The following is a 20,708-nucleotide window of genomic DNA, read 5'->3' on the forward strand; positions in this document are numbered from 1 at the left end:
TTAGGCTGCCATTATTGGTTTGATGGAAAAATTTAATTTTTCTAAATTATTAATTAACTCCTTTTCTTCATTAGAATTTAAAATTGATAATGGTGGTAAAACGTTTTTATAAATTAAATCATTTTTTGAATAATAAGCATGAAGTCCAGATATTAAATTATATTTTTCAAATGTATTTCTAACATCACATAGTTTTTGGTTAACTATTTGTTCTTTTTTATCAAAAAAATCATCATAAACTTTTCTTGCAAGAGCTGAAGTAACGTTGCAGGTTGCTGTAATGATTCCAGAACAACCAAGTTCTAGTCCTTTCAATAATTTAGACTCTGACCCTGGTAAAATTGAAAAATTATCTAATTCTAGATTTTCAAAAAGATTATAAGAACTATCTTTAACACCAATAATTTGCTTAGGAAAACGTTTTACCAATTCATGCACGCATTCCACACTAAACTTGTATCCACACAGTTTTTCAAAATTATAAAGTACTATTTCACTCTCAGGATATGCATCAATAATTTTTGAGTAAAAATTAATAACATTGCTATCTGTATATTTATAAAATGCAGGTGGCATAATTAAAAATTTTTTAAAATTTAAAGATCTAGCTACACTCATTAAATTAATTGTTTCACCTAAAGAGTTTAAACCAGTTCCAATTATATATTTTTCTTTATATTTACTTGTAGATAATTGATTAAATAAATTTATCTTCTCAGCAACAGATATTAGTTGGGCTTGTCCTGTGCTACCAAATATTGCAGCACCATGACAACCTTGGTCAATGATCATCTCTGCATGCTGAATTGTCTTTTCAACATTTAAAGTTAAGTCATTATTAATAACAGACATTGAAGCTGCATATATGCCGTTAATTTTACTCATAAACAAAATTTATATAAAAAAAAAATTTAGTAAAGACTTAATCAATTAAGACAAATCTTTTAAAATAATATCTTTTGCTTCGTTAACTATAGTCGAAAGTCTTGAAGTTTCTGGTGAAATATCAGGGTGAATTTTTTTTTGTATTTTTATATAAGCTTTATTTACATCCTCCTTAGTTATTTTTTTTGACGGATTAAGATTTAATATTTTGTAAGCTTCTGCTGTAGACATTGTGTTGGTATTAGATACTTTTTTATTATTAAATGAAAATCTTCCAGAATTTCTAAGGGTTTGAATTAATCGGAATAATGAAATTAGTTGTAAAAAAGAAAGACCTTTTAATTTTAATAAAGCCAAACTTGCAACTGTTAATGGCAAAGTTAACAAAAATTTGCCAGCAACTGCAAATAATATTGCAACCACTATTAAACCAATAAATAATATTATTCTCACACCTTGTGATATTTTTTTTGAATTTATTGAGGCAAAAAACCTTAATAAAAAATACAAAGCAGCCAAAATTAACACTGTATAAATTATTATATTCATATAATTCCCTACTTATGAAAATACCATATCTAAAAAAAAAACCAGAATTAAAATCATGTCATGATGTTACATGGGAAGACAATTATAGCTGGATACATCAAAAAAATATTTTAGAGGTACTTAAAGATAAAAATAAACTATTACCTGAAGTAAAAGATTATCTTGAAGAAGAAAATAGATATACTGATTATCATTTAGAAAACACGAAACCTTTACAAAAAAAATTATTTGATGAAATTAAAGGAAGAATAAAGTTAGATGACAAGTCTCTTCCCTATATAGATCACACCTATGAATATTGGACCAAAACAACTGAAATTGGAAATTATTCAATTAAACTTCGAAAGAAAATTAATTCAGATTTAGTAGAAGAAATTTGGAATGGTGATAAAGAAAAAGAAAATCTAGGAGTAGAGTATTTTGGTGTAGGAGATTTAGAAGTAAGCAATAATGATAAATACCTAGGATATTCTTTAGACACCAAAGGCTCTGAATATTATACAATTTCTATAAGAGATATTGAAACCAATAAAATCATCACAAAAGAAATTCCTGAAACTTCAGGAGGAATTACTTTTAGTTTAGATGATAAATATATTTTTTATTCTAAACTTGATGAAAATCATCGTGCAAGGAAAATATATAGGCATGAAATTGGTAATTTTAAAAACCAAGATCAGCTAATTTTTGAGGAAAAAAGTGAGGCATTTACTGTTAGCATTGGCTTAAGCTCTGATGAAAAATATTATTTTATTAATACATCTGACCATAACACATCTGAACAATACTATTTTAATGAAGATGAGAAAAATCCTTCACCAAAATTAATAATGAAAAGAGAGAAAGGAATTCTCTACTCGGTTAGTTCTTGGGATGGAAAATTTTATAATCATACCAACAAAAATGCTGAAGATTTTAAAATCGATATTTCTAATAGTCTTAAACTTCAAGAATGGAAAACATTTATACCTCCAAGAGATGAAGTTTTAATAGGCGGGCTAACTTTTTTAAAAGACTGGATTATTAGATCTGAAACTTCCAACGCACTAGATAAATTATTTATTAGAAATATTACATCGGATCTTGAGGAGGAATTAATATTTTCTAATGAAAGTATTTATGTGCCAGGTATTTCTTTGGTTCAAAGAGATAGAAATACTAACAAATTATATCTTGGCTATTCGTCTCCCAAAACCCCATCAAGGGTTTATTTGTACGACTTACATAATAAATCTAAAAAACTTGTTAAAGAACAAGAAATACCTTCTGGACATAATCCAGACAATTATATTGTTGAAAGAGTAGAATATAAATCTCACGATGGAAGGTTAGTTCCTCTAACAATTACCAGACATAAAAAAACTAAAATTGATGGCTCAGCAAACGTACTACTATATGGATATGGTTCATACGGTAGCTCTATGAGTCCAAACTTTTCTTCTACAAGATTAAGCTTAATTGATAGAGATATTATATGGGCAACAGCTCATATCAGGGGTGGTATGGAAAAAGGAATGAAATGGTGGAAAGAGGGAAAACTTACAAATAAAAAAAACACATTTGAAGACTATATCTTTGCTGCAAAATACTTAATTAACAACAAGTATTCATCAAAAGGAAAGATAATAGGTATGGGTGGATCTGCAGGAGGATTGCTAATGGGCGCTGTTGTTAATCAGGCTCCAGAATTATTTCTTGGAATTGTTATGGCTGTACCATTTGTAGATTCTCTAACAACAAATCTTGATCATTCTCTTCCATTAACTGTTGGGGAGTTTGATGAATTTGGAAATGCTCAAGATAATAAAGAACATTTTGATTATATATTTTCATATGCACCATATAATAATGTTAAAAAAATGGATTACCCTCATATATTAATTACCACAAGCTTAAGTGATAATAGAGTTTTGTTTGATGAGCCTGCAAAATTTACTGCAAAATTAAGAGAATATAAAACTGATAATAATTTACTTCTTTTAAAAACAGAAATGAACGCAGGTCATGGGGGGAAATCTGGAAGAGATGGTGCTATTGAAGAAATTGCAATTGATTATGCGTTTGCACTAAAAATATCAGAAAAAATTTAATCCTGTAGATCTTGAAACAGTAAAACTAATTCCTATATATATTATGTAAGTCGCCTAATGGGGCTTACATAAATAAACTTGCTTAACAAAGGAGAATATAATGACAAGTAAGGATCTATCAATCTTTAACTCACTAAGACCATTTTCAATTGGTTTTGACGATATGTTTGATCAATTTGAAAATATGCTTGGAAATGGAAATTTGACCATGCAGTCAAATTATCCACCATACAACATAAGAAAAACTGGAAAAGATAACTATGCTATTGAAGTTGCATTGGCTGGTTTTAATAAGAATGATGTTGAGGTTGAGTTTGAAGATAATTTATTAACTGTAAGAACCAAGCAAGTTAATAAATCTGATGAAAACAATGTTGATGGGGAAATAATTCATAAAGGTATTTCACAAAGACAATTTGCAAGATCATTCACTATTGCTGATGACGTAAAGGTAAATGGTGCTGAACTAAAAGACGGTCTATTAACTATTTCTTGTGAAAGAATTATACCAGAACATAAAAAGAAAAAACTTATAGAAATTAAATAAGTTTACCTTGCTTGCGGGGATAAAGTCCTCGCAAGTACTTAATTAAAAACAACCATTTGATACAAAACCAATAACAATTTTATCGGGATTTATTTCAAATCTTCTCTCGCAAGGAATTCCATATTTTTTTGTATTATAAATTAATTCAAAATTTCCTTTTGCATTCTTGAAATCTTCATCTGGTTTTCCTAAATCCATCTGTAAAACACTCGCAGGCTTACTAATGTATTTGCTTAATTTTTCATTCTCTTTTTCAACAATTTTATTTGTTTTGTCTTTGATTGTTTGACATCCGGCAATCATCAAAAATGAAAAAGATATAATTAAAAATAATTTTAGTTTTGCCATAAAATAACAATAACATTACAATTATGGCATAATTATAAACTTCTGAGTTGAAATATGTGAATAAACGCTAGTTTTGCAGGGTATTTATAAGAAGAATCAAATATTTGTCACTTAAAAGGAGGACAAATGCTTGAAAATTATTTCAATTATAAAAAACACAAAACAGATTTTAAAACAGAAGTAATAGCCGGAACTACTACGTTTTTAACGATGGCTTATATAATGTTTTTAAATCCATTTATCTTATCGGGTGAATTTGCCGGACCCGAAAAAGGTTTCTTTGATTTCGGCGCAGTTTATACAGCAACAATATTAGCAACAGCACTTGCATGTTTTATAATGGCTTTCTATGGAAAAACTTGGCCAATTGGACTTGCACCAGGAATGGGAATTAATGCATTCGTTGCTTTTGGAGTTTGTGCAGGAATGGGTTACACACCTCAAGAAGCTTTGGGTGCAGTACTAGTTGCCGGTGTATTATTTTTAATTATATCTCTTACACCTATTAGAGCTTGGTTAATAAATTCCATACCTAGAAGTCTTAAGTTGGGTATTGGAGCTGGTATAGGTTTATTCTTAGCAATTATTGGATTACAAATTATGGAGGTAGTTGTTGATGATCCAGTTACACTTGTAAAACTAGGCGATCTAAGTAATCCATTAGTTTTATTAGGTTGTGCTACATTCATAGCAATTATTGTTTTAGAAAAAATGAATGTCAAAGGTAATATCATTATTGGTATATTGGTATTTAGTATTATTGCCTGGGCTGCAGGACTTGCAAACTTTAATGGTATTGCGAGCTCTCCTCCACCAATGACGTACTTGTTTGATTTTGATTTGTCTGCTGCAATGACTGCGGGAATGTCTACGGTAATATTTACTTTGTTATTCATAGACTTCTTCGATACAGCTGGAACGTTAACATCAGTTGCAAACGTTGCTGGTAAAGTTGATAAGCAAGGAAAAGTTCAAGATATTAATAAAGCTATGCTAGCTGATAGCGTTGGTTCAGTCGCGGGTGCAGTTATGGGAACTACAACTGTTACAAGTTATGTTGAGTCTGGAGCTGGCGTAAAAGCTGGTGGAAAAACTGGAATGACATCTCTTGTAATTGGATTGCTATTCTTGGCATGTATATTTTTTGCTCCTTTAGCAACAAGTTTGCCAAAACAAATTGATGGAGCGGCTTTAGTATTTGTTTCAGTTCTTTTTGTAAGAAACATTACAGATATAGAATGGGATGATATTGGAGAGGCTGCGCCTGCAATTCTTGCGATGATTGCAATGCCTTTAACATACAGTATTAGCAATGGTATTGCTTTAGCATTTGTGTCTTACGCTTTAATAAAAATATTTACTGGCAAGTTTTCAACTACTTCGCCAGCAATATTTATTATTGCGATACTTAGTGTTATTAGTTTCGCAGTTGCTTAAAATATTTAATAGGGCTAGCTTTAACTAGCCCTATTTTTTAATTTCTTTTTATAATTTCCTCTATAGACAACTCTTCATAGTGTTCAGTTGGCTGAACTATCCATGGATCTGTATCTAATCTCACTGGACAAAAATCTGGTTCAAAAGTTGATGATTTTTTTTTCCATAAACAAGCTGTTTTAACTTCATTTATATAATCTTTCGTTGGACCATAATTTTTTAGCCATTCTATACTTTTATTTAATGTTAAACCTGTGTCTGAAAGATCATCAACCAAAAGTACTTTATTATAATCTTTGTTTTCTGCTAAAGAACTAATCTCCCTTGCAAACATTAGTTGCCCTTGTTTATCTTCCATACCTTCTCCAGAGTAGCTCTGGATAACAATGTAGGCTATTGGTAATTTTAAAATTCTTGAAAGAATATCCAAAATTGGGGCTGCACCTCTCATTATTCCAACTAGAACCGTAGGTTTATATTCTTTATGAATCTCGATTGCTAACTTTTCAACAATTTTGTTATACTCATCAAAAGTGATAATTAATTTGTTAGCCATAAATTTTACTATCATAACTAAAAAATTTTAAAAGGGAGAAATAATGAAAGCTTATTGGATCAGTTTATATGTAAAAGTTGAAAATCAAGATAATTTAAAAAAATATGCAGAAGTTGTTACACCAATTATTAAAAGTTTTGGGGGCGTTCCCCTTGTAAGAGGCGGAAAACATAAAACATACGATGGAGATGATTTTTCCAGATCAGTTATTTGGGAATTTCCAAGTTATGAAAAAGCAATTGAATGTCACAATTCAACAGAATATTTAGCTGGATGGGATTTGGCAAAAGACACCACTGAGAGACATATGCAGGTAATTGAGGGCTTTAGTACTGAATAGGTTCAGGATCTATACTCCTCCACAAATACCAGGTTGCAACAGAACAATATGGTGAAAATCTTTTTTGCAACAAATTTACAAACTTCTCAGGAGGTAAATATTTTTTTTTATAATTTTTAGAAATTGCCCTGAGTAGTCCAATATCTTGTACTGGCCAAATATTAGAACGATTATAAGTAAATAATAAAATCATTTCTGCAGACCATCTACCAATTTGTCTCAATTGTGAGAGATATAAAATAGCATCTTCATCTGACATTTTTGATATTAATCTTGGATTAAAAGTTTTATCCAAAGTTTGTTTTGCTAAACTTTGAATTCCTTTTACTTTTTGTTTACTGAGACCGCATGATTTCAATTGTGCAAATGTTAATGTAGTTACCATTTTGGCATTAATCTTATTTTTACATTTTTTTTTAAATTTTAAAAAAACTGAGTTTGCTGCTGCAACACTTATCTGCTGACCAATAATACTTTTACATAATGAAAAAAAAATATCCTTTCTTGTTGTTAGAATTTTTTCTGTAGGAGATTTATATTTCATAATTAAACTAGCCATCACTTTATCTTTATTAGATAAATTTTTTTTTGCTCTACTCCAATAACTTGGTATCTTACTCATGTCTTGATAATGATAAATTTTTTTTTAAAATTATTTCACGTCTAAATATTATTATTGAAGATGCTATTACTAAAATAGCTCCAATTAGAGTTTTTGTTGTTGGAACTTCATCCCAAATTAAATAACCAAATATTATAGCAAATACTAATGCCAAATACTTTACAGGGGTAACCAAACTTACTTCAGATAGTTTATAAGACTGGGTTAGCCATAAGTTTGCTAATCCTCCTAAAATTCCTATCATGGATAATAAAAATAAATCTATCAAATTTGGTAATAACCAATTTTGATAAAATGTAAAAAAACTTAAAATCATTATTGAAATCGAAAAAAAGAAGCCTATTAACCAAACTGGTTCTGTTGTGGATAATCTCCTAATAGTTATAGCTACATAAGATAGTCCTAAGCAAAAAATAATAGGTAGAATAAAATAAAAATTTAAGGAACTAAATCCTGGTTCTGAGATAACAATAATCCCAATAAAACCAACCATAACTGCTAACCATCTATAAAAACCAACTTTTTCATTTAATAAAAATATTGAAAAAATAGTAGTAAATATTGGTGCTGCAAAAGTAACACTTACAACTGTAGCTAATGGAAGATTTCTTAAAGCAATAATAATTGAAATTAACGCAATTATTCCAGCCATACATCTTTTAAAATGTAACAAAGGTCTGCTAGTTTTATAAAAATCAATATATCTTTCCTTGGGAATGATAAATAAAATAGGAATTAATCCACAAAAACCTCTAAAAAACAAAACTTGTCCAACGGGGTAATCATTTGTCCATTTCACAATCACATCCATTACAGAAAATGCACATATAGAGATAAACATGTAAAAAAAGCCTAATTGATTTTTGGAGAACATGTGATTAAGTTTAAATCAAATAATCTAATTATCAATGGAAATAGCAATTTTAGCACTAGGATGTTTTTGGGGACCTGAAGTTAAGTTTAACAAGCTTGAAGGAATTCTAAAAACTGAAGTGGGTTACTGTGGTGGTGACAGCAGTAAAACTAACTATAAAGAAGTTTGTTCAGGCACTACTAACCATGCTGAAGTAGTAAAATTAGAATTTGATCCTAGATTAATTTCATATGAAAAAATTATCAAATATTTTTATGAAATTCATGATCCAACCACCTTAAACTCTCAAGGTCCAGACTTTGGGACTCAGTATAGAAGTGAAATATTTCATTTTAATGATCAACAGAAACAAATTGCTGAAAAAATTACCAATGAGGAAAATAAAAAATTATCTGGAAAAATTGTTACAAAAATTTCTATGGTAAAAAATTATTGTCCTGCAGAAGAATATCATCAAAAATATTTAGAAAAGAGATAAAATGTCATTAGTAGATACAAATTGGCTAGAAGAAAATATAAATAAAGTTAAGATTATTGACTGCTCTTGGCATATGCCACAAACAAAAAGAAATGGTTTTATTGAATATCGTAAGGAGCATATTCCAAATGCTATTTTTTTTGATCTAGATAAAAATTCAAAGTTAAATACAGATTTGCCTCACATGTTAACTGATGCAAAATCATGGGAAGTAATTGTAAGTAACATGGGAATAGAAAATAATGATGAAATAGTAATTTATGACAACTCAGATGTTATAAGTTCCTGTAGATGTTGGTATAATCTAATTTATTTTGGTCATAACCCAAAAAAAGTTCATGTATTAAACGGTGGTTTAAAGAAGTGGAAAAATGAAAATAAATTAACAGACAGCAAACAAACAAATTTAAAAGTATCAATTTATAAAGCAGAAGAAAATAAGCAACTTGTTAAAAATAAAAAAGAAATAGATGAAAATATTCAAAAAAAAGAATTTGAAGTTGTCGACGCTAGAAGCAAAGAAAGATTTGAAGGAAAAGTTGTAGAGCCAAGAAAAGGCTTAAAAAGTGGATCTATCGAAAATTCTTTTTGTATCCCTTTTTCTGAATTAATAAATGAGGATCATACATTTATTAACAAAGATGAAATTATAAAAAAATTTAATTCAGTAGGATTTGATATAAATAAAAACCTAGTATTTTCTTGTGGATCTGGAGTAACTGCGAGCGTATTGGCACTAGCTTATTCAATAATAAATGATAAATATATGCCCACAATTTACGATGGCTCATGGTCTGAGTATGGAAAGAGTTAAATTATGAAAAGATCAACAAAAATTATATCAATAGTATTAATCTTCTTTTTTATCATTGCAGCAGTAATCATTGCTAGAACAATGATTGGTAATCATTTTAAGAAAAAATTTAGCAAAAGACCACCCCCAGGAATAATTGTTCAAGTGGTTGAACAAAAATTATTTCAAAACACTATTGAGACATTTGGTACTGCAGTTCCAGCACAAATTAAATCCTTTAATATTGAAAAATATGAGATTTTAGAGCCGATTAAATTTAATACAAAAGTTAAAACAGGAGATGTAATTGCAAAATTAAAGAATAGAAACATAACCACTCCTTTCGATGGAATTATTGGTAAACGAGATTTTTCTAATGATATAGATGTATCAAAGAGTTCAATTATACTAAATTTAGAAGATACTTCAGTTCTATTTGTTGATGTAGATATACCTGAAACGTTTGCGCCATATGTAAAAAAAGGTCAAAACGTAAATATAAAATTTTCTGGAAATGCTCTTAAAAAATACTCTGGAACTGTAGAATCTACTGCAAGCAGAATTGATACAAATAAAAGATCTCTTCCAGTTAGAATTAAACTTGATAACCCTGACAATGAACTTTTATCTGGGTCGCTATTAGAGATCTCTATTAACTACAATGAGAGAAACTCGTTAAGCATTCTTGATACTAGTTTGCTAATGGAGGGTGATAATGTTTATGTATATAAAGTAGACAAAGAAAATACTGTAAAAAAAGTAGCAGTAGAAATTGGCTTAAGAAAAAAAGGAATTGTAGAAATTAAATCTGGTCTTGAAGATGGTGACACAGTAGTTGCTGAAGGTCTAAAAAAAACAAGACCTAATGGAAAAATAAAACCAATTAAATATGGTTCAAAACCAAAGTCATCAAGTTGGAAGAAAAAAGGTAAGCCAGCTAAGACAGAGCAGAAAAAAAGTAAGTTTGATTGGTTAAAAAAATTAAACCCATTTAAAAAATCTGAGACAGAGAAAAAATAAATAAATGTACATCACCGAAGTAAGCATAAAACGACCTGTAGTAGCATGGGTTCTATCTTTAATACTTATTGTATTTGGTTTATTTGTTTATTCTGAACTGCCGGTAAGAGAGCTACCTGATGGTTTACAGCCACCTGTAGTACAAGTTAAAGTTGATTATAAATCTGCGTCAGCTCCAATTGTAGATCAAGAAATAACTCAGGTTATCGAAGATGTTATTGGAGGAGCAGAAGGAATTAAGAATATTGACTCTAAGTCTGAAAACGGAAGAAGTAGTATTAACATCGAGTTTGATACAGATATTGAGCTTGATGATGCTGCAAATGACATAAGAGAAAGAGTGGCTAGAGTAGTTGATAATCTTCCTTCTGAAGCAGATGCTCCACAAATATTAAAACAAGCAGCAGGTTTTACCACAACAATGTGGCTTTCTGTTTCGTCTTCAACATGGTCGGATTTAGAACTTGGCGATTATGCAGATAGATATTTAGTGGATTCTTTCTCAAGTGTAAAAAATGTTGGAAGAATTCTACTGGGAGGTCTTAGAGAACTAAGTGTTAGAGTTTGGATTGATCCTATTAAGCTAGCTGCAAATGATATGACTATTCAGGAAGTAGAAAATGCACTTAGAAATGAAAACATAAGTCTGCCTGCTGGAACTTTGGAAGCAGATAATATAGATCTAACAATTAATTTAGATAAATCCTATAACAACATTGATGAATTAAAATTTTTACCTATTAAAAGAACAAAAGATAAAATAGTTAGATTATCAGATGTTGCAAATGTAGAATTAGGTCCTGTTTCTGAAAAAACATTATTTAAAGCTCAAAGTAAAAATAATTTAAATCAAAAAACAGTTGGTATTGGGATTTATGCCAAGAGTGGTGCCTCAACAGTTGAGCTATCAAAAGAAATCCAAAAAAAAATTGTTGAAGTTAGAAAAACTTTACCAGAAGGTCTCAAGTTAGAAGTTTCATTTAACAGAGCCACATATGTTAAGGCAGCAATTGATGAAGTTTATAAAACTCTAGCAATTGCATTTGTTTTGGTTGTAATAATAATTTATTTATTTTTAGGTAATATTAAAGCAGTAATAGTTCCTGCTGTTGCTCTACCAGTTAGCTTAATTGCATCATTTTTAGGTATTTATTTATTTGATTTATCAATAAATATTTTTGTGCTTCTAAGCTTTATACTCGCAATTGGAATTATAACTGATGACTCTGTTATTATGACAGATGCAATATATAGAAGAATAGAAAATGGAGAAAATCCATTAGTTGCTGCATATAAAGGGTCTAAACAAATTACTTTTGCAATTGTTGCAACAACTTTAATTTTACTTGCTGTTTTTATTCCATTGATTTTTATTAAGGGAATATCAGGAACTTTATTTAGAGAGACTGCTATAGCTTTATCTTTTTCAATTGTTGTATCGTCATTTGTTGCTTTAACTTTGTCACCAATGCTTGCGAGCAAATTTTTAGATAAAAAAGCTAGTTCCGGATTCTTTGTTAAAAAATTTAACATTTTTTTTCATGGTTTTTCTAATTTTTATAAAGAAACATTAAACTATTGGATTAATAAAAAGAAAACGATAATAACTTTTATTTTTTTAATTATAGCTGGATCTGTGGCTTTATTTATGTACACAACCAAAGAGCTTCTTCCAAAAGAAGATAGGGGTGTTTATTTAGTTATTGGTTTTACAGATGAAGGAAGTTCGTTTGATTATACACAACAAAAAGCTCAAGATGTAGAAAAGAGATTGCTTCCATTGCTACAGGCTGAAGATAGTCCTTACAATAGATTCATCATGAGAGTTCCAGGTTTTGGAAGCTCTGCAAATTCATTTAATAGTTTTATTATAATTGCTTTATTAGATGATTGGAAAAAACGAGATAAAGATGCAATGACAATCATGAGACAAGCTATAGGCAAGATAGTAACTGTACCTCAAACTTTAGCTTTTCCAATTTCACCTCAAGGGATAAGGATTTCCAATTACAATAAACCAGTCCAAATGGTAATTTTAGGAAGTACCTACGAAGAATTAGAAGGTATTCAAAAAGAAGTTATAAGTAAACTTAGAAGAAATAGAGGATTGTCAAGAATCGAGTCAGATTTTAATAGGAATAAACCAGAAGTAAAATTAGTTATAAATAAAAATAAAGCTAAAGATTTAGGAATATCGACTAGATCTATTGGGCAGACATTAGAAACTTTATATGGTGGTAAAAGAGTTACTACATTTAATAAATTAGGAAAAGAATATCCAATTATTCTTCAGCAATATCTTGTTGATAGAAAAGATAAAGATAGTTTGAGCAAGCTATTTGTAAGATCTAGTATAACTGGTGAATTAATCTCACTATCAAACTTAGTTGATTTAAAAGAAGAAGGGTCTGCAAAAGTACTAGCAAGATACGATAGACAAAGAGCAGTAACAATATCAGCGAATGTAAATCCAAATTACTCGTTATTTGAGGCAATTGAATATCTGGAAAATATTATGTCAGAAGTTGCGCCCACAAACCAAATTACTTGGAAAGGTGAGTCTGAAGAGATCAAAGAAACTACCAATGAACTTTATATTATTTTTGCACTTGGTTTACTCACAGCATATTTAGTAATGGCTGCAACATTTAACTCTTTTGTCCACCCATTTATAATTATGCTTACAGTGCCATTGGCTGTTTTTGGTGGTTTAGTTTTTATTTTATTTTTAAATAGCTCAATAAATATTTTTTCTCAAATTGCTCTTGTAATTTTAATTGGGATATCAACTAAAAATAGTATTTTAATTGTAGATTATGCTAATCAAATAAGAACGACAGGTAAAGATTTGGTAAGCTCAGTAAAAGAAGCATCTAGTTTAAGATTTAGACCAATTATGATGACATCTATAAGTACCATGATAGCAATGATGCCTTTAGTAATTGGAAATATTGGACCAGGAGCTGGAGAAGCATCTAGACTAGCTGTTGGAGCAACTATTCTTGGAGGAATGATAATTTCTACTTTCTTTACACTATATGTGACACCAACAATGTACTTGGCACTTGCCAGAAATAGTAAAAGAATAGACTCGGTTGATTTAGAGTTAAAAAGAGAATTATCTAAAAAATAATATATTTATTTTTGCTCAGTGAGGTGCCACATTCTTTTAGCTGATTTTTATAAACATTAGATTGTTTCTCAACCTTTTTTGCCAAATTAATTATTTTTTTATTTTTTTTATAATGTTTATAATTTCCCCATCCTTCGTGATAAGCAACATATTGTTTAAAAGCATCATTTTTAGAAATTTTCAAAATAGCGCTAGATTTTTTAGTGTACCAACCAATAAAATCAACACTATCCTTAAACCTAGTTCTAACTGCTAGTTTATTTCCTGTTTCTTTTTTATATTGTTCCCAGGTACCATTTACAGCTTGAGAATATCCAAATGAACTTGATGGCCTTTTATAAGGAATTACTTTAAAAAGTTTTTGTCTAGGGGGTTTTGCAAGCCAATCAAAATCTGATTCCATTTTTATAATTGCAAGCTGCAAATAAACAGGAGTTCCCCATTTTTTTTCTGATTTATTTGCGTGCTTAAACCATAAATATCGTTCGTTAAATATTGAGCAACTATTTGAGGTATTTGATGGTATTGAAGAACAAGCTGAAATAAAAAACAATATTATTAATAATGAATTAATTTTTAAAAACTTCATATGATTTAATTGGTAGTTATATTTTATAAATTAAATTAAAAGATTAAGAAATGAGTTATTTAATTTTAGTTAGACATGGCCAGAGTGTATGGAATCTTGAAAAAAAATTCACAGGATGGGTTGATGTAGACTTGACCAAAATTGGCAAATTAGAGGCCACAAAAGCTGGTGAACTGATAAAAACGAAAAATATAAATATCGATATTTATTATTCATCTTTTCAATTAAGAGCAAAAAATACCTTAAAATTAATAAAACACGCATTACAGGATACGAAAGTTTCAAAAGAAGCTTGGCAACTGAATGAAAGACATTATGGAGCTCTCACAGGCTTAAATAAAGATGAAATGAAAGTAAAACTTGGTGAAGAAAAAGTTCATCAATTTAGACGTTCATGGGATTTGCGACCAGACCCTTTAGATAAAAACAATCCTTATCACCCTATTAATATTGATACCTATAAAGAAATACCAATTAATAGAATTCCTGATACGGAGTCTCTTAAAGATACTTATGAAAGAGTATTAGAGTTTTATAAACAAGAAATTGAAAATGAGATTTCTAACAATAATATTTTAATATCTGCACATGGAAATTCGATTAGAGCATTATGTAAATATTTATTTAAATTAGATGAAAATCAAATATCTAAATTGGAGATTCCAACTGGAAATCCACTTGTAATAAAATTAGATGAAGAGAATAAAATTACAGATTGCAAATACTTAGATAAAGAAAGAGCTAAAGATCTTGTAGTTTTTTAAAAGTTTCAAGATCAGTTAAATGATAAAAATCATTATCAGTCTCAAATCCATATAGTTCTTCTTTTTCAATTAGATCGTTCCATACATTTGTTATTGAAAAATTTTTATCTTTGTAATCAGAAAGAAGTTTTTTATTTATAATTTGGCAACCTGTATAAATAAATTTACTTTCATCATTTTTTATTATTAAATTTTCTTTAAGATCAAAATCACCATTTAAATTTTTATCAAAACTTAATTCCTTTTTTACTAATAAAAGTATATTTTTTAGTTTTTTGGAAAAATACATATTTTCCATTTCAATAATTTCATTAAAATAATTTTTCTTCCATATTGTATCTGGGTTAAATATTAAAACATTATCTTCACTTGAATGTTTCATCATATTGCTTATTCCACCACCTGTATCAAGAATACTCTCACCATCTTCAATAATTGAAATTTTAGATTTAAATTTTTTATTATTTATAAAATCATGAATTTGATCTTTTAAATAAAAAGTATTGAGAATAATTTTCTGTATACCTAAACTTTCGATTAGATTAATACAAGTTTCAAGCACTGCAATATTGTTTAATTTGATCAAAGGTTTGGGAGTGTCTAGCGTTAGCGGATTTAATCTTTTTCCAAATCCCGCACATAAAATAAAGGCTGTATTAATTTTCATTTTACTTAGTTATAAATTTAGGGAAATTAGTTGCCAATAACAACTTCAAATTAATTAAGTCTTTATTTTTACTCATCCTGCTATCAATCATATTCCAGGCATATGGAATAAGTTTTAAATATTTTCTTTTCTTATCTCTTTCTGCCAATCTCATGAATATTCCAATAATTTTTAAATTTCTAAGAACAGATAAAATATCAAAATCATTTTTGAATTTATTTACATCAATTGTTTTATTAGTGTTTAAATAATAGTTGTACACCTTATCTTTTAATAAATTGGATGATTTATATCTGACATCATCAATTAAGGACGCTAAATCATAGGCTTTGTTTCCAATAAGAGCATCTTGATTATCAATTAATCCAATTTGATTTTTGGAGTTTATGATTAAGTTTGAAACATGAAAATCTCTATGAACAAAAGTATCATTTTTAAAGTTTAGTTTTGATAATACCAACTTAATTTCTTTATTAAATTTACTATTGAATATATTGATTTTTTTTTTATTTAATTTTTTTGGAACATACCAATAACTAAATAACTTTGCTTCATCTAATAAGATTTTACTTTTATAATCTTTAATCAGGTAAAATTTATTTCTGAAATTTTTGATTTTTTTATCTTTTATTAATTGTATTTTATTTAAAATATTAACTATTTTCTTAAATATTAAATATTGATTTTTTTTATTTCTTGAAAATATTTGATAAATAGTTTTTTTTCCCAAATCTTGTATTTCAATATAATTCTTTTTATAATTTTGACTTAATAACTTGGGGGCAATTATATTATTTTTAATTAAGATTTTATTAATTGAGTCATAAACTAATAAATTTTTAATTTTTTCTCTATTTGAAAACACTATGATTGAATTTTTTTTAGTATTTCTATAAAATTTTCTAAAAGAAGCATCTCCTTTAATTTCCCTAAAATCTTTTGAAAGTTTCATATTAAAAGATCAGTCTAGACCATCAATTTTAACAGATCTATTATTTAATTCATTTTCATAGTTAAAAATTAAATCTATGGTCTTGTTAAAGTTTACTTTATTAATTAATTCTGGCCACTCAATAAGTGTTATTGTATTTTGATTATTATCAAATAGATCTAAATTCTTAACTTCAGACTTATCTTTCAATCTAAATAGGTCATAATGTTTAATAATTAAATCATCTGTCTCATATTCATTAAGTAAGTTAAAAGTTGGACTTGTCACTTCTGTAGTTTGTAATTTTTTTTTTATTTGAAATTGATTAATTAAATATTTTACAAAAGTAGTTTTACCTACCCCCATTTCTCCATATAAAAATATTACTTCGCCACCTTTCAGATAATTGGAAAAATTCTTAGCTAATTCTTTGGTCGTCTCTTCTGAGGATATATCTATTATGCTATTTTTAATAGCGATAGGCATCTGGTTTGAATGGACCTTCAGTCCCAACACTTATATAATCTGCTTGTTCTTTGGATAATTTTGTAAGTTTAGCTCCAACTTTTTTTAAATGAAGAGTTGCAACTTTTTCATCCAAATGTTTAGGAAGAACATAAACTTTATTTTCATAATTTTTATGATTATTCCAAAGCTCAATCTGTGCAATTACTTGGTTTGTAAATGAAGCGCTCATAACAAAACTTGGATGTCCAGTTGCACAACCTAAATTTACTAGTCTACCTTCTGCCAATAGAATAATTCTTTTTTTGCTAGGCAATTCTATTTCGTGAACTTGTGGTTTAACTTCACTCCATTTATAATTTTTAAGAGCTTCAACTTGAATTTCATTATCAAAGTGACCAATATTACATAAAATTGCTCTATCTTTCATATCCCTCATATGGTCAGCAGTAACAATATCTTTATTTCCTGTGGCTGTTACAACGATATCAGCTCTGCTAATAGCTTCTTCCATCAAAACAACTTCATATCCTTCCATTGCAGCCTGTAATGCACAGATTGGATCTGCTTCAGTAACTAAAACTCTTGCTCCACTTTGTCTTAATGATGCTGCACTTCCTTTACCTACATCTCCAAAGCCCGCTACGATTGCAATTTTTCCTGACATCATTACATCTGTTGCTCTTCTAATTCCATCTACTAAACTTTCTCTGCAGCCATATAAATTATCAAATTTTGATTTAGTAACTGAGTCATTAACATTAATCGCTGGCACTAAAAGAGAATTATCTTTTTCCATCTTATTTAAAGCTTTTATTCCTGTAGTAGTCTCTTCTGAAACTCCTTTTATATCTTTCATCAAATCTTTATATTCATTATGCATGATTGCAGTTAAATCACCGCCATCATCTAAAAGCATATTTGGTTTCCAATCAGGTTTGCCAATAATAGTTTGTTTGATACACCAGAGATATTCCTCTTCAGTCTCACCCTTCCATGCATAAACAGGTATTCCAGCCTTGGCGATCGCAGAAGCTGCATGATCCTGAGTTGAAAAAATATTACACGAAGACCATCTTACCTCAGCTCCTAAAGCAACCAATGTTTCTATCAATACAGCTGTCTGAATAGTCATATGCAAACAACCAATAATTCTTGCTCCTGTTAATGGTTTAGTTTTTGAATACTCTTCTCTTAAAGCCATTAATCCTGGCATTTCACTCTCTGCTATTGAGATTTCTTTTCTACCAAATTCAGCTGATGATATATCTTTGACTTTAAAATCTTCCATGGAAAAGTTTTATACAGTTAACAACAAATTAATCAAGATAAGATTAAGCGCTTGGAAAATTTATCTCTACGATAGCACCATCTCTATCTAATCGATTTGATGCTACAATTTCACCATCATGGAGATCAACTAAATTTTTAACAATATTCAATCCAAGACCTGAATGTTCTCCAAATTTATCTGGTCTATTGCTATAAAATCTTTTGAATACTTTTGATGTATCTATCTCTTTAAAGCCTTGGCCATCATCAATAATTTTAACCAAAATTTTTTTATTTGCAGTATTAGATATATTTACAAAAATATTTTCTCCCTCTTTACAAAATGAAATTGAATTATCCAATAAATTAGCAATTATTTGCTCAATTCGGTTTTCGATACCATTAATGATATATTTTTCATTGCCGTCATTTTCATAATTAATTTTAATATTTTTTTTAACTCCTTGGATGTTGTTATAATCATCTACAACAGATTGAATAATTGGCTCTATATTGATTTTTTTCATCTTTTCTTTACTAAGAGCTACTTCATCTCTTAACATCTGTGAATAATCAGTTATTAATCTTTCAATTCTCAAAACATCATGGCTAAGAATATTCAATAATTTTAATCGTTGTTCAGAATTGTTACTGTCTTGCAATATCTCAGAAGCACTTTTTAAAGATGCAAGTGGGTTTCTTATTTCATGAACTAGATCTGTGGAAAAATTCTCAGCATGAGCGACTCTTTTTTGAAGTTCAATTGTCATATCATCCAGTGAATTTGATAAAAGTCCTAATTCATCATTACGACTTTTTAAACTTTCAATATTTGTTTTGGTTTGACTTTTGTCTTTAATAACTTTTGTATAGCTTACAAGGTTTTGTATTGGTTTAATAAAATATCTACTCAAAACAAAAGAAAAAATAAGAATTACAAAACCTACAGCAACTGCAGTTCTAATAACAAAAGCTTTCCTTTCATCAGTGGCTATTTTGATATCATTGGCATTTTCAGTAATGGCAATGTATCCAATATTAGAATTATCTTTAATTACATTTTTAATTGTAATTAATTTAAATTGATTAAGATCCTCCTGTATGAATGTGTAAGAATTTCCATAAGCGTCGGAATTTAAGTATTTTTTTAATATTTTTTCATAAGGAAAGTTTTTATTTTCAGTTAAATTATTATTTTCATTTGTATTATTTTTGTCATTTTCATTATCATTCAAACTTTCAAATTCAATTTCATCTAATCTTGTAGAAAAAGATCTTGGATCAAGATCTAAGGTGTCTGTGTCACCTACTATATTTAAATCATTATCAAAAAAGATTACTCTATCAAGGTTTTGAAATATAAAACGTGTTGAAAATAAAAACTTCCTAATATCATCAGGATTAAATTTTACGTCCAATCTTTGAAGAGTATTAATTGTATTATCTATTACATTTAAGTGTTTTACTGATTTCTTTTTAATTAAATTAGGTTGAACATTATTTAGATAAATAATTGTAAATAAACTAATTATTGTAAAGATTATAAAATTTATAAATAAAAATTTTTTTAATATAGATAGATTTTTTAAGTATTTACTAAACATTAGCTAACATTCCATCTATATCCACTACCATATCTAGTTTCAATAGCTGAAAAATCAGGGTCTACTTTTTTGAATTTTTTACGAATTCTTTTAACATGACTATCGATAGTTCTATCTTCAATATCAGTGTCTTCTCTATAAGCAATATCCATTAATTGTGCTCGTTCTTTAATAATCCCAGGTCTTTTTGCTAACTCTTTAACAATTAAAAATTCTGTTGTAGTTAACTTGTCCGGGAGCTGTTTACTGTTCCACTCACACTCAAGTTGAGATGGGTCTAATTTTAGCTTACCGTGTGAAATTAAACTTTTATTTTCCTCTAAAATATTATTCGTATCTTTTTTTCTTAGCTGAACTCTAATTCTTTCAATCAAAACTTTAATTGAAAAACCTCCAGATTTTTTTACAAAATCATCTGCTCCTAATTTCAATCCAAGCAACTCATCAATTTCATCGTCTTTGGATGTCAAAAAAATTACTGGTAGAGATGTTTTTTTTCTAAGTTTTTTAAGCAATTCTTCTCCATCCATTTTAGGCATCTTTATATCGATAACTGCTAAATCAGGAGGTGTTCTAGTTAGACCAATTAATGCACCTTCTCCATCTATATAGGTTTGAACTGTAAAACCTTCTTTTTCTAAAGCTATACTTAAACTAGTTAGAATATTTCTATCATCATCTATTAAAGCTATAGTTTGTTTATGCATTCCTTATATAAAAATACTAAATTGTTCTAAATTGGGC

Annotated in this window: 22 protein-coding genes; 9 read left to right on the forward strand and 13 right to left on the reverse strand. The window is 28.6% G+C overall.

Going from position 1 to position 20,708, the window contains the following annotated elements; genetic code table 11:
- Window positions 1-885, reverse strand: coding sequence for a dihydrodipicolinate synthase family protein (locus ACIJYG_RS06080; RefSeq protein WP_435096331.1), 885 nt, complete (start codon window positions 883-885; stop codon window positions 1-3).
- A 45-nt stretch (window positions 886-930) separates the two neighbouring features.
- Window positions 931-1,434, reverse strand: coding sequence for a J domain-containing protein (locus tag ACIJYG_RS06085; RefSeq protein WP_435096334.1), 504 nt, complete (start codon window positions 1,432-1,434; stop codon window positions 931-933).
- Window positions 1,435-1,448: 14 nt separating this feature from the next.
- Here ACIJYG_RS06085 and ACIJYG_RS06090 point away from each other — a divergent pair, with 14 nt between their 5' ends.
- Window positions 1,449-3,524: a S9 family peptidase gene (locus ACIJYG_RS06090; RefSeq protein ID WP_435096343.1), complete on the forward strand. Its 2,076-nt coding sequence runs from the start codon at window positions 1,449-1,451 to the stop codon at window positions 3,522-3,524.
- 100 nt (window positions 3,525-3,624) lie between these two features.
- Window positions 3,625-4,071 (forward strand): Hsp20 family protein, encoded by a 447-nt coding sequence (locus ACIJYG_RS06095; RefSeq protein WP_435096366.1) that lies wholly within the window; start codon window positions 3,625-3,627, stop codon window positions 4,069-4,071.
- A 42-nt stretch (window positions 4,072-4,113) separates the two neighbouring features.
- Here ACIJYG_RS06095 and ACIJYG_RS06100 read toward each other — a convergent pair whose 3' ends face one another.
- Window positions 4,114-4,419 (reverse strand): hypothetical protein, encoded by a 306-nt coding sequence (locus ACIJYG_RS06100; protein WP_435096368.1) that lies wholly within the window; start codon window positions 4,417-4,419, stop codon window positions 4,114-4,116.
- A 126-nt stretch (window positions 4,420-4,545) separates the two neighbouring features.
- On the opposite strand from ACIJYG_RS06100, the gene ACIJYG_RS06105 reads away from it, so the two are divergent.
- The gene (locus tag ACIJYG_RS06105; RefSeq protein ID WP_435096370.1) at window positions 4,546-5,856 is read left to right on the forward strand and encodes an NCS2 family permease; all 1,311 of its coding nucleotides are present in this window, start codon (window positions 4,546-4,548) and stop codon (window positions 5,854-5,856) included.
- Between the two features lie 37 nt (window positions 5,857-5,893).
- On the opposite strand, the gene ACIJYG_RS06110 is transcribed toward ACIJYG_RS06105, so the two are convergent.
- Complete coding sequence (locus tag ACIJYG_RS06110) at window positions 5,894-6,427, reverse strand: phosphoribosyltransferase (RefSeq protein ID WP_435096374.1); 534 nt, start codon at window positions 6,425-6,427, stop codon at window positions 5,894-5,896.
- Between the two features lie 28 nt (window positions 6,428-6,455).
- On the opposite strand from ACIJYG_RS06110, the gene ACIJYG_RS06115 reads away from it, so the two are divergent.
- The gene (locus tag ACIJYG_RS06115) at window positions 6,456-6,752 is read left to right on the forward strand and encodes a DUF1330 domain-containing protein (protein ID WP_435096377.1); all 297 of its coding nucleotides are present in this window, start codon (window positions 6,456-6,458) and stop codon (window positions 6,750-6,752) included.
- On the opposite strand, the gene ACIJYG_RS06120 is transcribed toward ACIJYG_RS06115, so the two are convergent.
- The gene (locus tag ACIJYG_RS06120; protein ID WP_435096380.1) at window positions 6,739-7,374 is read right to left on the reverse strand and encodes a DNA-3-methyladenine glycosylase family protein; all 636 of its coding nucleotides are present in this window, start codon (window positions 7,372-7,374) and stop codon (window positions 6,739-6,741) included. The two genes, ACIJYG_RS06115 and ACIJYG_RS06120, sit on opposite strands and share 14 nt — an antisense overlap.
- Window positions 7,367-8,248: a DMT family transporter gene (locus ACIJYG_RS06125; protein ID WP_435096383.1), complete on the reverse strand. Its 882-nt coding sequence runs from the start codon at window positions 8,246-8,248 to the stop codon at window positions 7,367-7,369. The genes ACIJYG_RS06120 and ACIJYG_RS06125 overlap by 8 nt, the downstream gene beginning before the upstream one ends.
- A 34-nt stretch (window positions 8,249-8,282) precedes the next feature.
- Between ACIJYG_RS06125 and msrA the strand changes: the two genes are divergently transcribed.
- The 4 genes from msrA to ACIJYG_RS06145 are packed head-to-tail and all read left to right on the forward strand — an operon-like array spanning window position 8,283 to window position 13,672.
- Window positions 8,283-8,726, forward strand: a complete 444-nt coding sequence (gene msrA, locus ACIJYG_RS06130) for a peptide-methionine (S)-S-oxide reductase MsrA (protein WP_435096386.1) — start codon at window positions 8,283-8,285, stop codon at window positions 8,724-8,726.
- Window position 8,727: 1 nt separating this feature from the next.
- Window positions 8,728-9,540 carry a rhodanese-like domain-containing protein gene (locus ACIJYG_RS06135; RefSeq protein ID WP_435096389.1) on the forward strand — a complete coding sequence of 271 codons (813 nt, stop codon included), beginning with the start codon at window positions 8,728-8,730 and terminating at the stop codon, window positions 9,538-9,540.
- Window positions 9,541-9,543: 3 nt separating this feature from the next.
- Window positions 9,544-10,539 carry an efflux RND transporter periplasmic adaptor subunit gene (locus ACIJYG_RS06140; RefSeq protein ID WP_435088077.1) on the forward strand — a complete coding sequence of 332 codons (996 nt, stop codon included), beginning with the start codon at window positions 9,544-9,546 and terminating at the stop codon, window positions 10,537-10,539.
- A 4-nt stretch (window positions 10,540-10,543) separates the two neighbouring features.
- Window positions 10,544-13,672, forward strand: a complete 3,129-nt coding sequence (locus ACIJYG_RS06145; RefSeq protein ID WP_435096392.1) for an efflux RND transporter permease subunit — start codon at window positions 10,544-10,546, stop codon at window positions 13,670-13,672.
- Here ACIJYG_RS06145 and ACIJYG_RS06150 read toward each other — a convergent pair.
- Window positions 13,662-14,261, reverse strand: coding sequence for a lytic transglycosylase (locus ACIJYG_RS06150; protein WP_435096395.1), 600 nt, complete (start codon window positions 14,259-14,261; stop codon window positions 13,662-13,664). The two genes, ACIJYG_RS06145 and ACIJYG_RS06150, sit on opposite strands and share 11 nt — an antisense overlap.
- Before the next feature lie 50 nt (window positions 14,262-14,311).
- Between ACIJYG_RS06150 and ACIJYG_RS06155 the strand changes: the two genes are divergently transcribed.
- The gene (locus tag ACIJYG_RS06155; RefSeq protein WP_435096398.1) at window positions 14,312-15,025 is read left to right on the forward strand and encodes a 2,3-bisphosphoglycerate-dependent phosphoglycerate mutase; all 714 of its coding nucleotides are present in this window, start codon (window positions 14,312-14,314) and stop codon (window positions 15,023-15,025) included.
- Here ACIJYG_RS06155 and ACIJYG_RS06160 read toward each other — a convergent pair.
- Genes ACIJYG_RS06160 through ACIJYG_RS06185 form a run of 6 tightly spaced genes read right to left on the reverse strand, consistent with a single transcriptional unit; the run spans window position 15,003 to window position 20,671 of the window.
- Window positions 15,003-15,692 carry a nucleotidyltransferase family protein gene (locus tag ACIJYG_RS06160; RefSeq protein ID WP_435096401.1) on the reverse strand — a complete coding sequence of 230 codons (690 nt, stop codon included), beginning with the start codon at window positions 15,690-15,692 and terminating at the stop codon, window positions 15,003-15,005. The two genes, ACIJYG_RS06155 and ACIJYG_RS06160, sit on opposite strands and share 23 nt — an antisense overlap.
- Window position 15,693: 1 nt before the next feature.
- Window positions 15,694-16,644 (reverse strand): phosphotransferase, encoded by a 951-nt coding sequence (locus tag ACIJYG_RS06165; RefSeq protein ID WP_435096404.1) that lies wholly within the window; start codon window positions 16,642-16,644, stop codon window positions 15,694-15,696.
- A gap of 9 nt (window positions 16,645-16,653) precedes the next feature.
- On the reverse strand, window positions 16,654-17,109 hold the full coding sequence (tsaE, locus tag ACIJYG_RS06170) for a tRNA (adenosine(37)-N6)-threonylcarbamoyltransferase complex ATPase subunit type 1 TsaE (RefSeq protein WP_435096407.1): 456 nt from the start codon (window positions 17,107-17,109) through the stop codon (window positions 16,654-16,656).
- A complete protein-coding gene (gene ahcY / locus ACIJYG_RS06175; RefSeq protein WP_435090024.1) occupies window positions 17,093-18,379 on the reverse strand; it encodes an adenosylhomocysteinase in 1,287 nt (428 codons plus the stop codon). The genes tsaE and ahcY overlap by 17 nt, the downstream gene beginning before the upstream one ends.
- 43 nt (window positions 18,380-18,422) lie before the next feature.
- Window positions 18,423-19,964 (reverse strand): ATP-binding protein, encoded by a 1,542-nt coding sequence (locus ACIJYG_RS06180; protein ID WP_435096410.1) that lies wholly within the window; start codon window positions 19,962-19,964, stop codon window positions 18,423-18,425.
- Window positions 19,964-20,671: a response regulator transcription factor gene (locus tag ACIJYG_RS06185; RefSeq protein ID WP_435088097.1), complete on the reverse strand. Its 708-nt coding sequence runs from the start codon at window positions 20,669-20,671 to the stop codon at window positions 19,964-19,966. Before ACIJYG_RS06185 ends, ACIJYG_RS06180 begins: the two co-directional genes overlap by 1 nt.
- Window positions 20,672-20,708: the final 37 nt, after the last annotated feature.

This window comes from Candidatus Pelagibacter bacterium nBUS_27, from assembly GCF_051200985.1.
Classification (GTDB): domain Bacteria; phylum Pseudomonadota; class Alphaproteobacteria; order Pelagibacterales; family Pelagibacteraceae; genus Pelagibacter.

Bases quoted from the DNA above. Each gene is read 5' to 3' on its own strand.
- ACIJYG_RS06105 (WP_435096370.1), top strand. From the start codon at position 4,546: ATGCTTGAAAATTATTTCAATTATAAAAAACACAAAACAGATTTTAAA.
- ACIJYG_RS06135 (WP_435096389.1), top strand. From the start codon at position 8,728: ATGTCATTAGTAGATACAAATTGGCTAGAAGAAAATATAAATAAAGTT.
- ACIJYG_RS06080 (WP_435096331.1), bottom strand. From the start codon at position 885: ATGAGTAAAATTAACGGCATATATGCAGCTTCAATGTCTGTTATTAAT.
- ACIJYG_RS06140 (WP_435088077.1), top strand. From the start codon at position 9,544: ATGAAAAGATCAACAAAAATTATATCAATAGTATTAATCTTCTTTTTT.
- ACIJYG_RS06095 (WP_435096366.1), top strand. From the start codon at position 3,625: ATGACAAGTAAGGATCTATCAATCTTTAACTCACTAAGACCATTTTCA.
- ACIJYG_RS06100 (WP_435096368.1), bottom strand. From the start codon at position 4,419: ATGGCAAAACTAAAATTATTTTTAATTATATCTTTTTCATTTTTGATG.
- ACIJYG_RS06090 (WP_435096343.1), top strand. From the start codon at position 1,449: ATGAAAATACCATATCTAAAAAAAAAACCAGAATTAAAATCATGTCAT.
- ACIJYG_RS06155 (WP_435096398.1), top strand. From the start codon at position 14,312: ATGAGTTATTTAATTTTAGTTAGACATGGCCAGAGTGTATGGAATCTT.
- ACIJYG_RS06125 (WP_435096383.1), bottom strand. From the start codon at position 8,248: ATGTTCTCCAAAAATCAATTAGGCTTTTTTTACATGTTTATCTCTATA.
- ACIJYG_RS06085 (WP_435096334.1), bottom strand. From the start codon at position 1,434: ATGAATATAATAATTTATACAGTGTTAATTTTGGCTGCTTTGTATTTT.
- ACIJYG_RS06160 (WP_435096401.1), bottom strand. From the start codon at position 15,692: ATGAAAATTAATACAGCCTTTATTTTATGTGCGGGATTTGGAAAAAGA.
- ACIJYG_RS06150 (WP_435096395.1), bottom strand. From the start codon at position 14,261: ATGAAGTTTTTAAAAATTAATTCATTATTAATAATATTGTTTTTTATT.
- ACIJYG_RS06145 (WP_435096392.1), top strand. From the start codon at position 10,544: ATGTACATCACCGAAGTAAGCATAAAACGACCTGTAGTAGCATGGGTT.
- ACIJYG_RS06120 (WP_435096380.1), bottom strand. From the start codon at position 7,374: ATGAGTAAGATACCAAGTTATTGGAGTAGAGCAAAAAAAAATTTATCT.
- ahcY (WP_435090024.1), bottom strand. From the start codon at position 18,379: ATGGAAGATTTTAAAGTCAAAGATATATCATCAGCTGAATTTGGTAGA.
- ACIJYG_RS06110 (WP_435096374.1), bottom strand. From the start codon at position 6,427: ATGATAGTAAAATTTATGGCTAACAAATTAATTATCACTTTTGATGAG.
- ACIJYG_RS06165 (WP_435096404.1), bottom strand. From the start codon at position 16,644: ATGAAACTTTCAAAAGATTTTAGGGAAATTAAAGGAGATGCTTCTTTT.
- msrA (WP_435096386.1), top strand. From the start codon at position 8,283: ATGGAAATAGCAATTTTAGCACTAGGATGTTTTTGGGGACCTGAAGTT.
- ACIJYG_RS06180 (WP_435096410.1), bottom strand. From the start codon at position 19,964: ATGTTTAGTAAATACTTAAAAAATCTATCTATATTAAAAAAATTTTTA.
- ACIJYG_RS06185 (WP_435088097.1), bottom strand. From the start codon at position 20,671: ATGCATAAACAAACTATAGCTTTAATAGATGATGATAGAAATATTCTA.
- tsaE (WP_435096407.1), bottom strand. From the start codon at position 17,109: ATGCCTATCGCTATTAAAAATAGCATAATAGATATATCCTCAGAAGAG.
- ACIJYG_RS06115 (WP_435096377.1), top strand. From the start codon at position 6,456: ATGAAAGCTTATTGGATCAGTTTATATGTAAAAGTTGAAAATCAAGAT.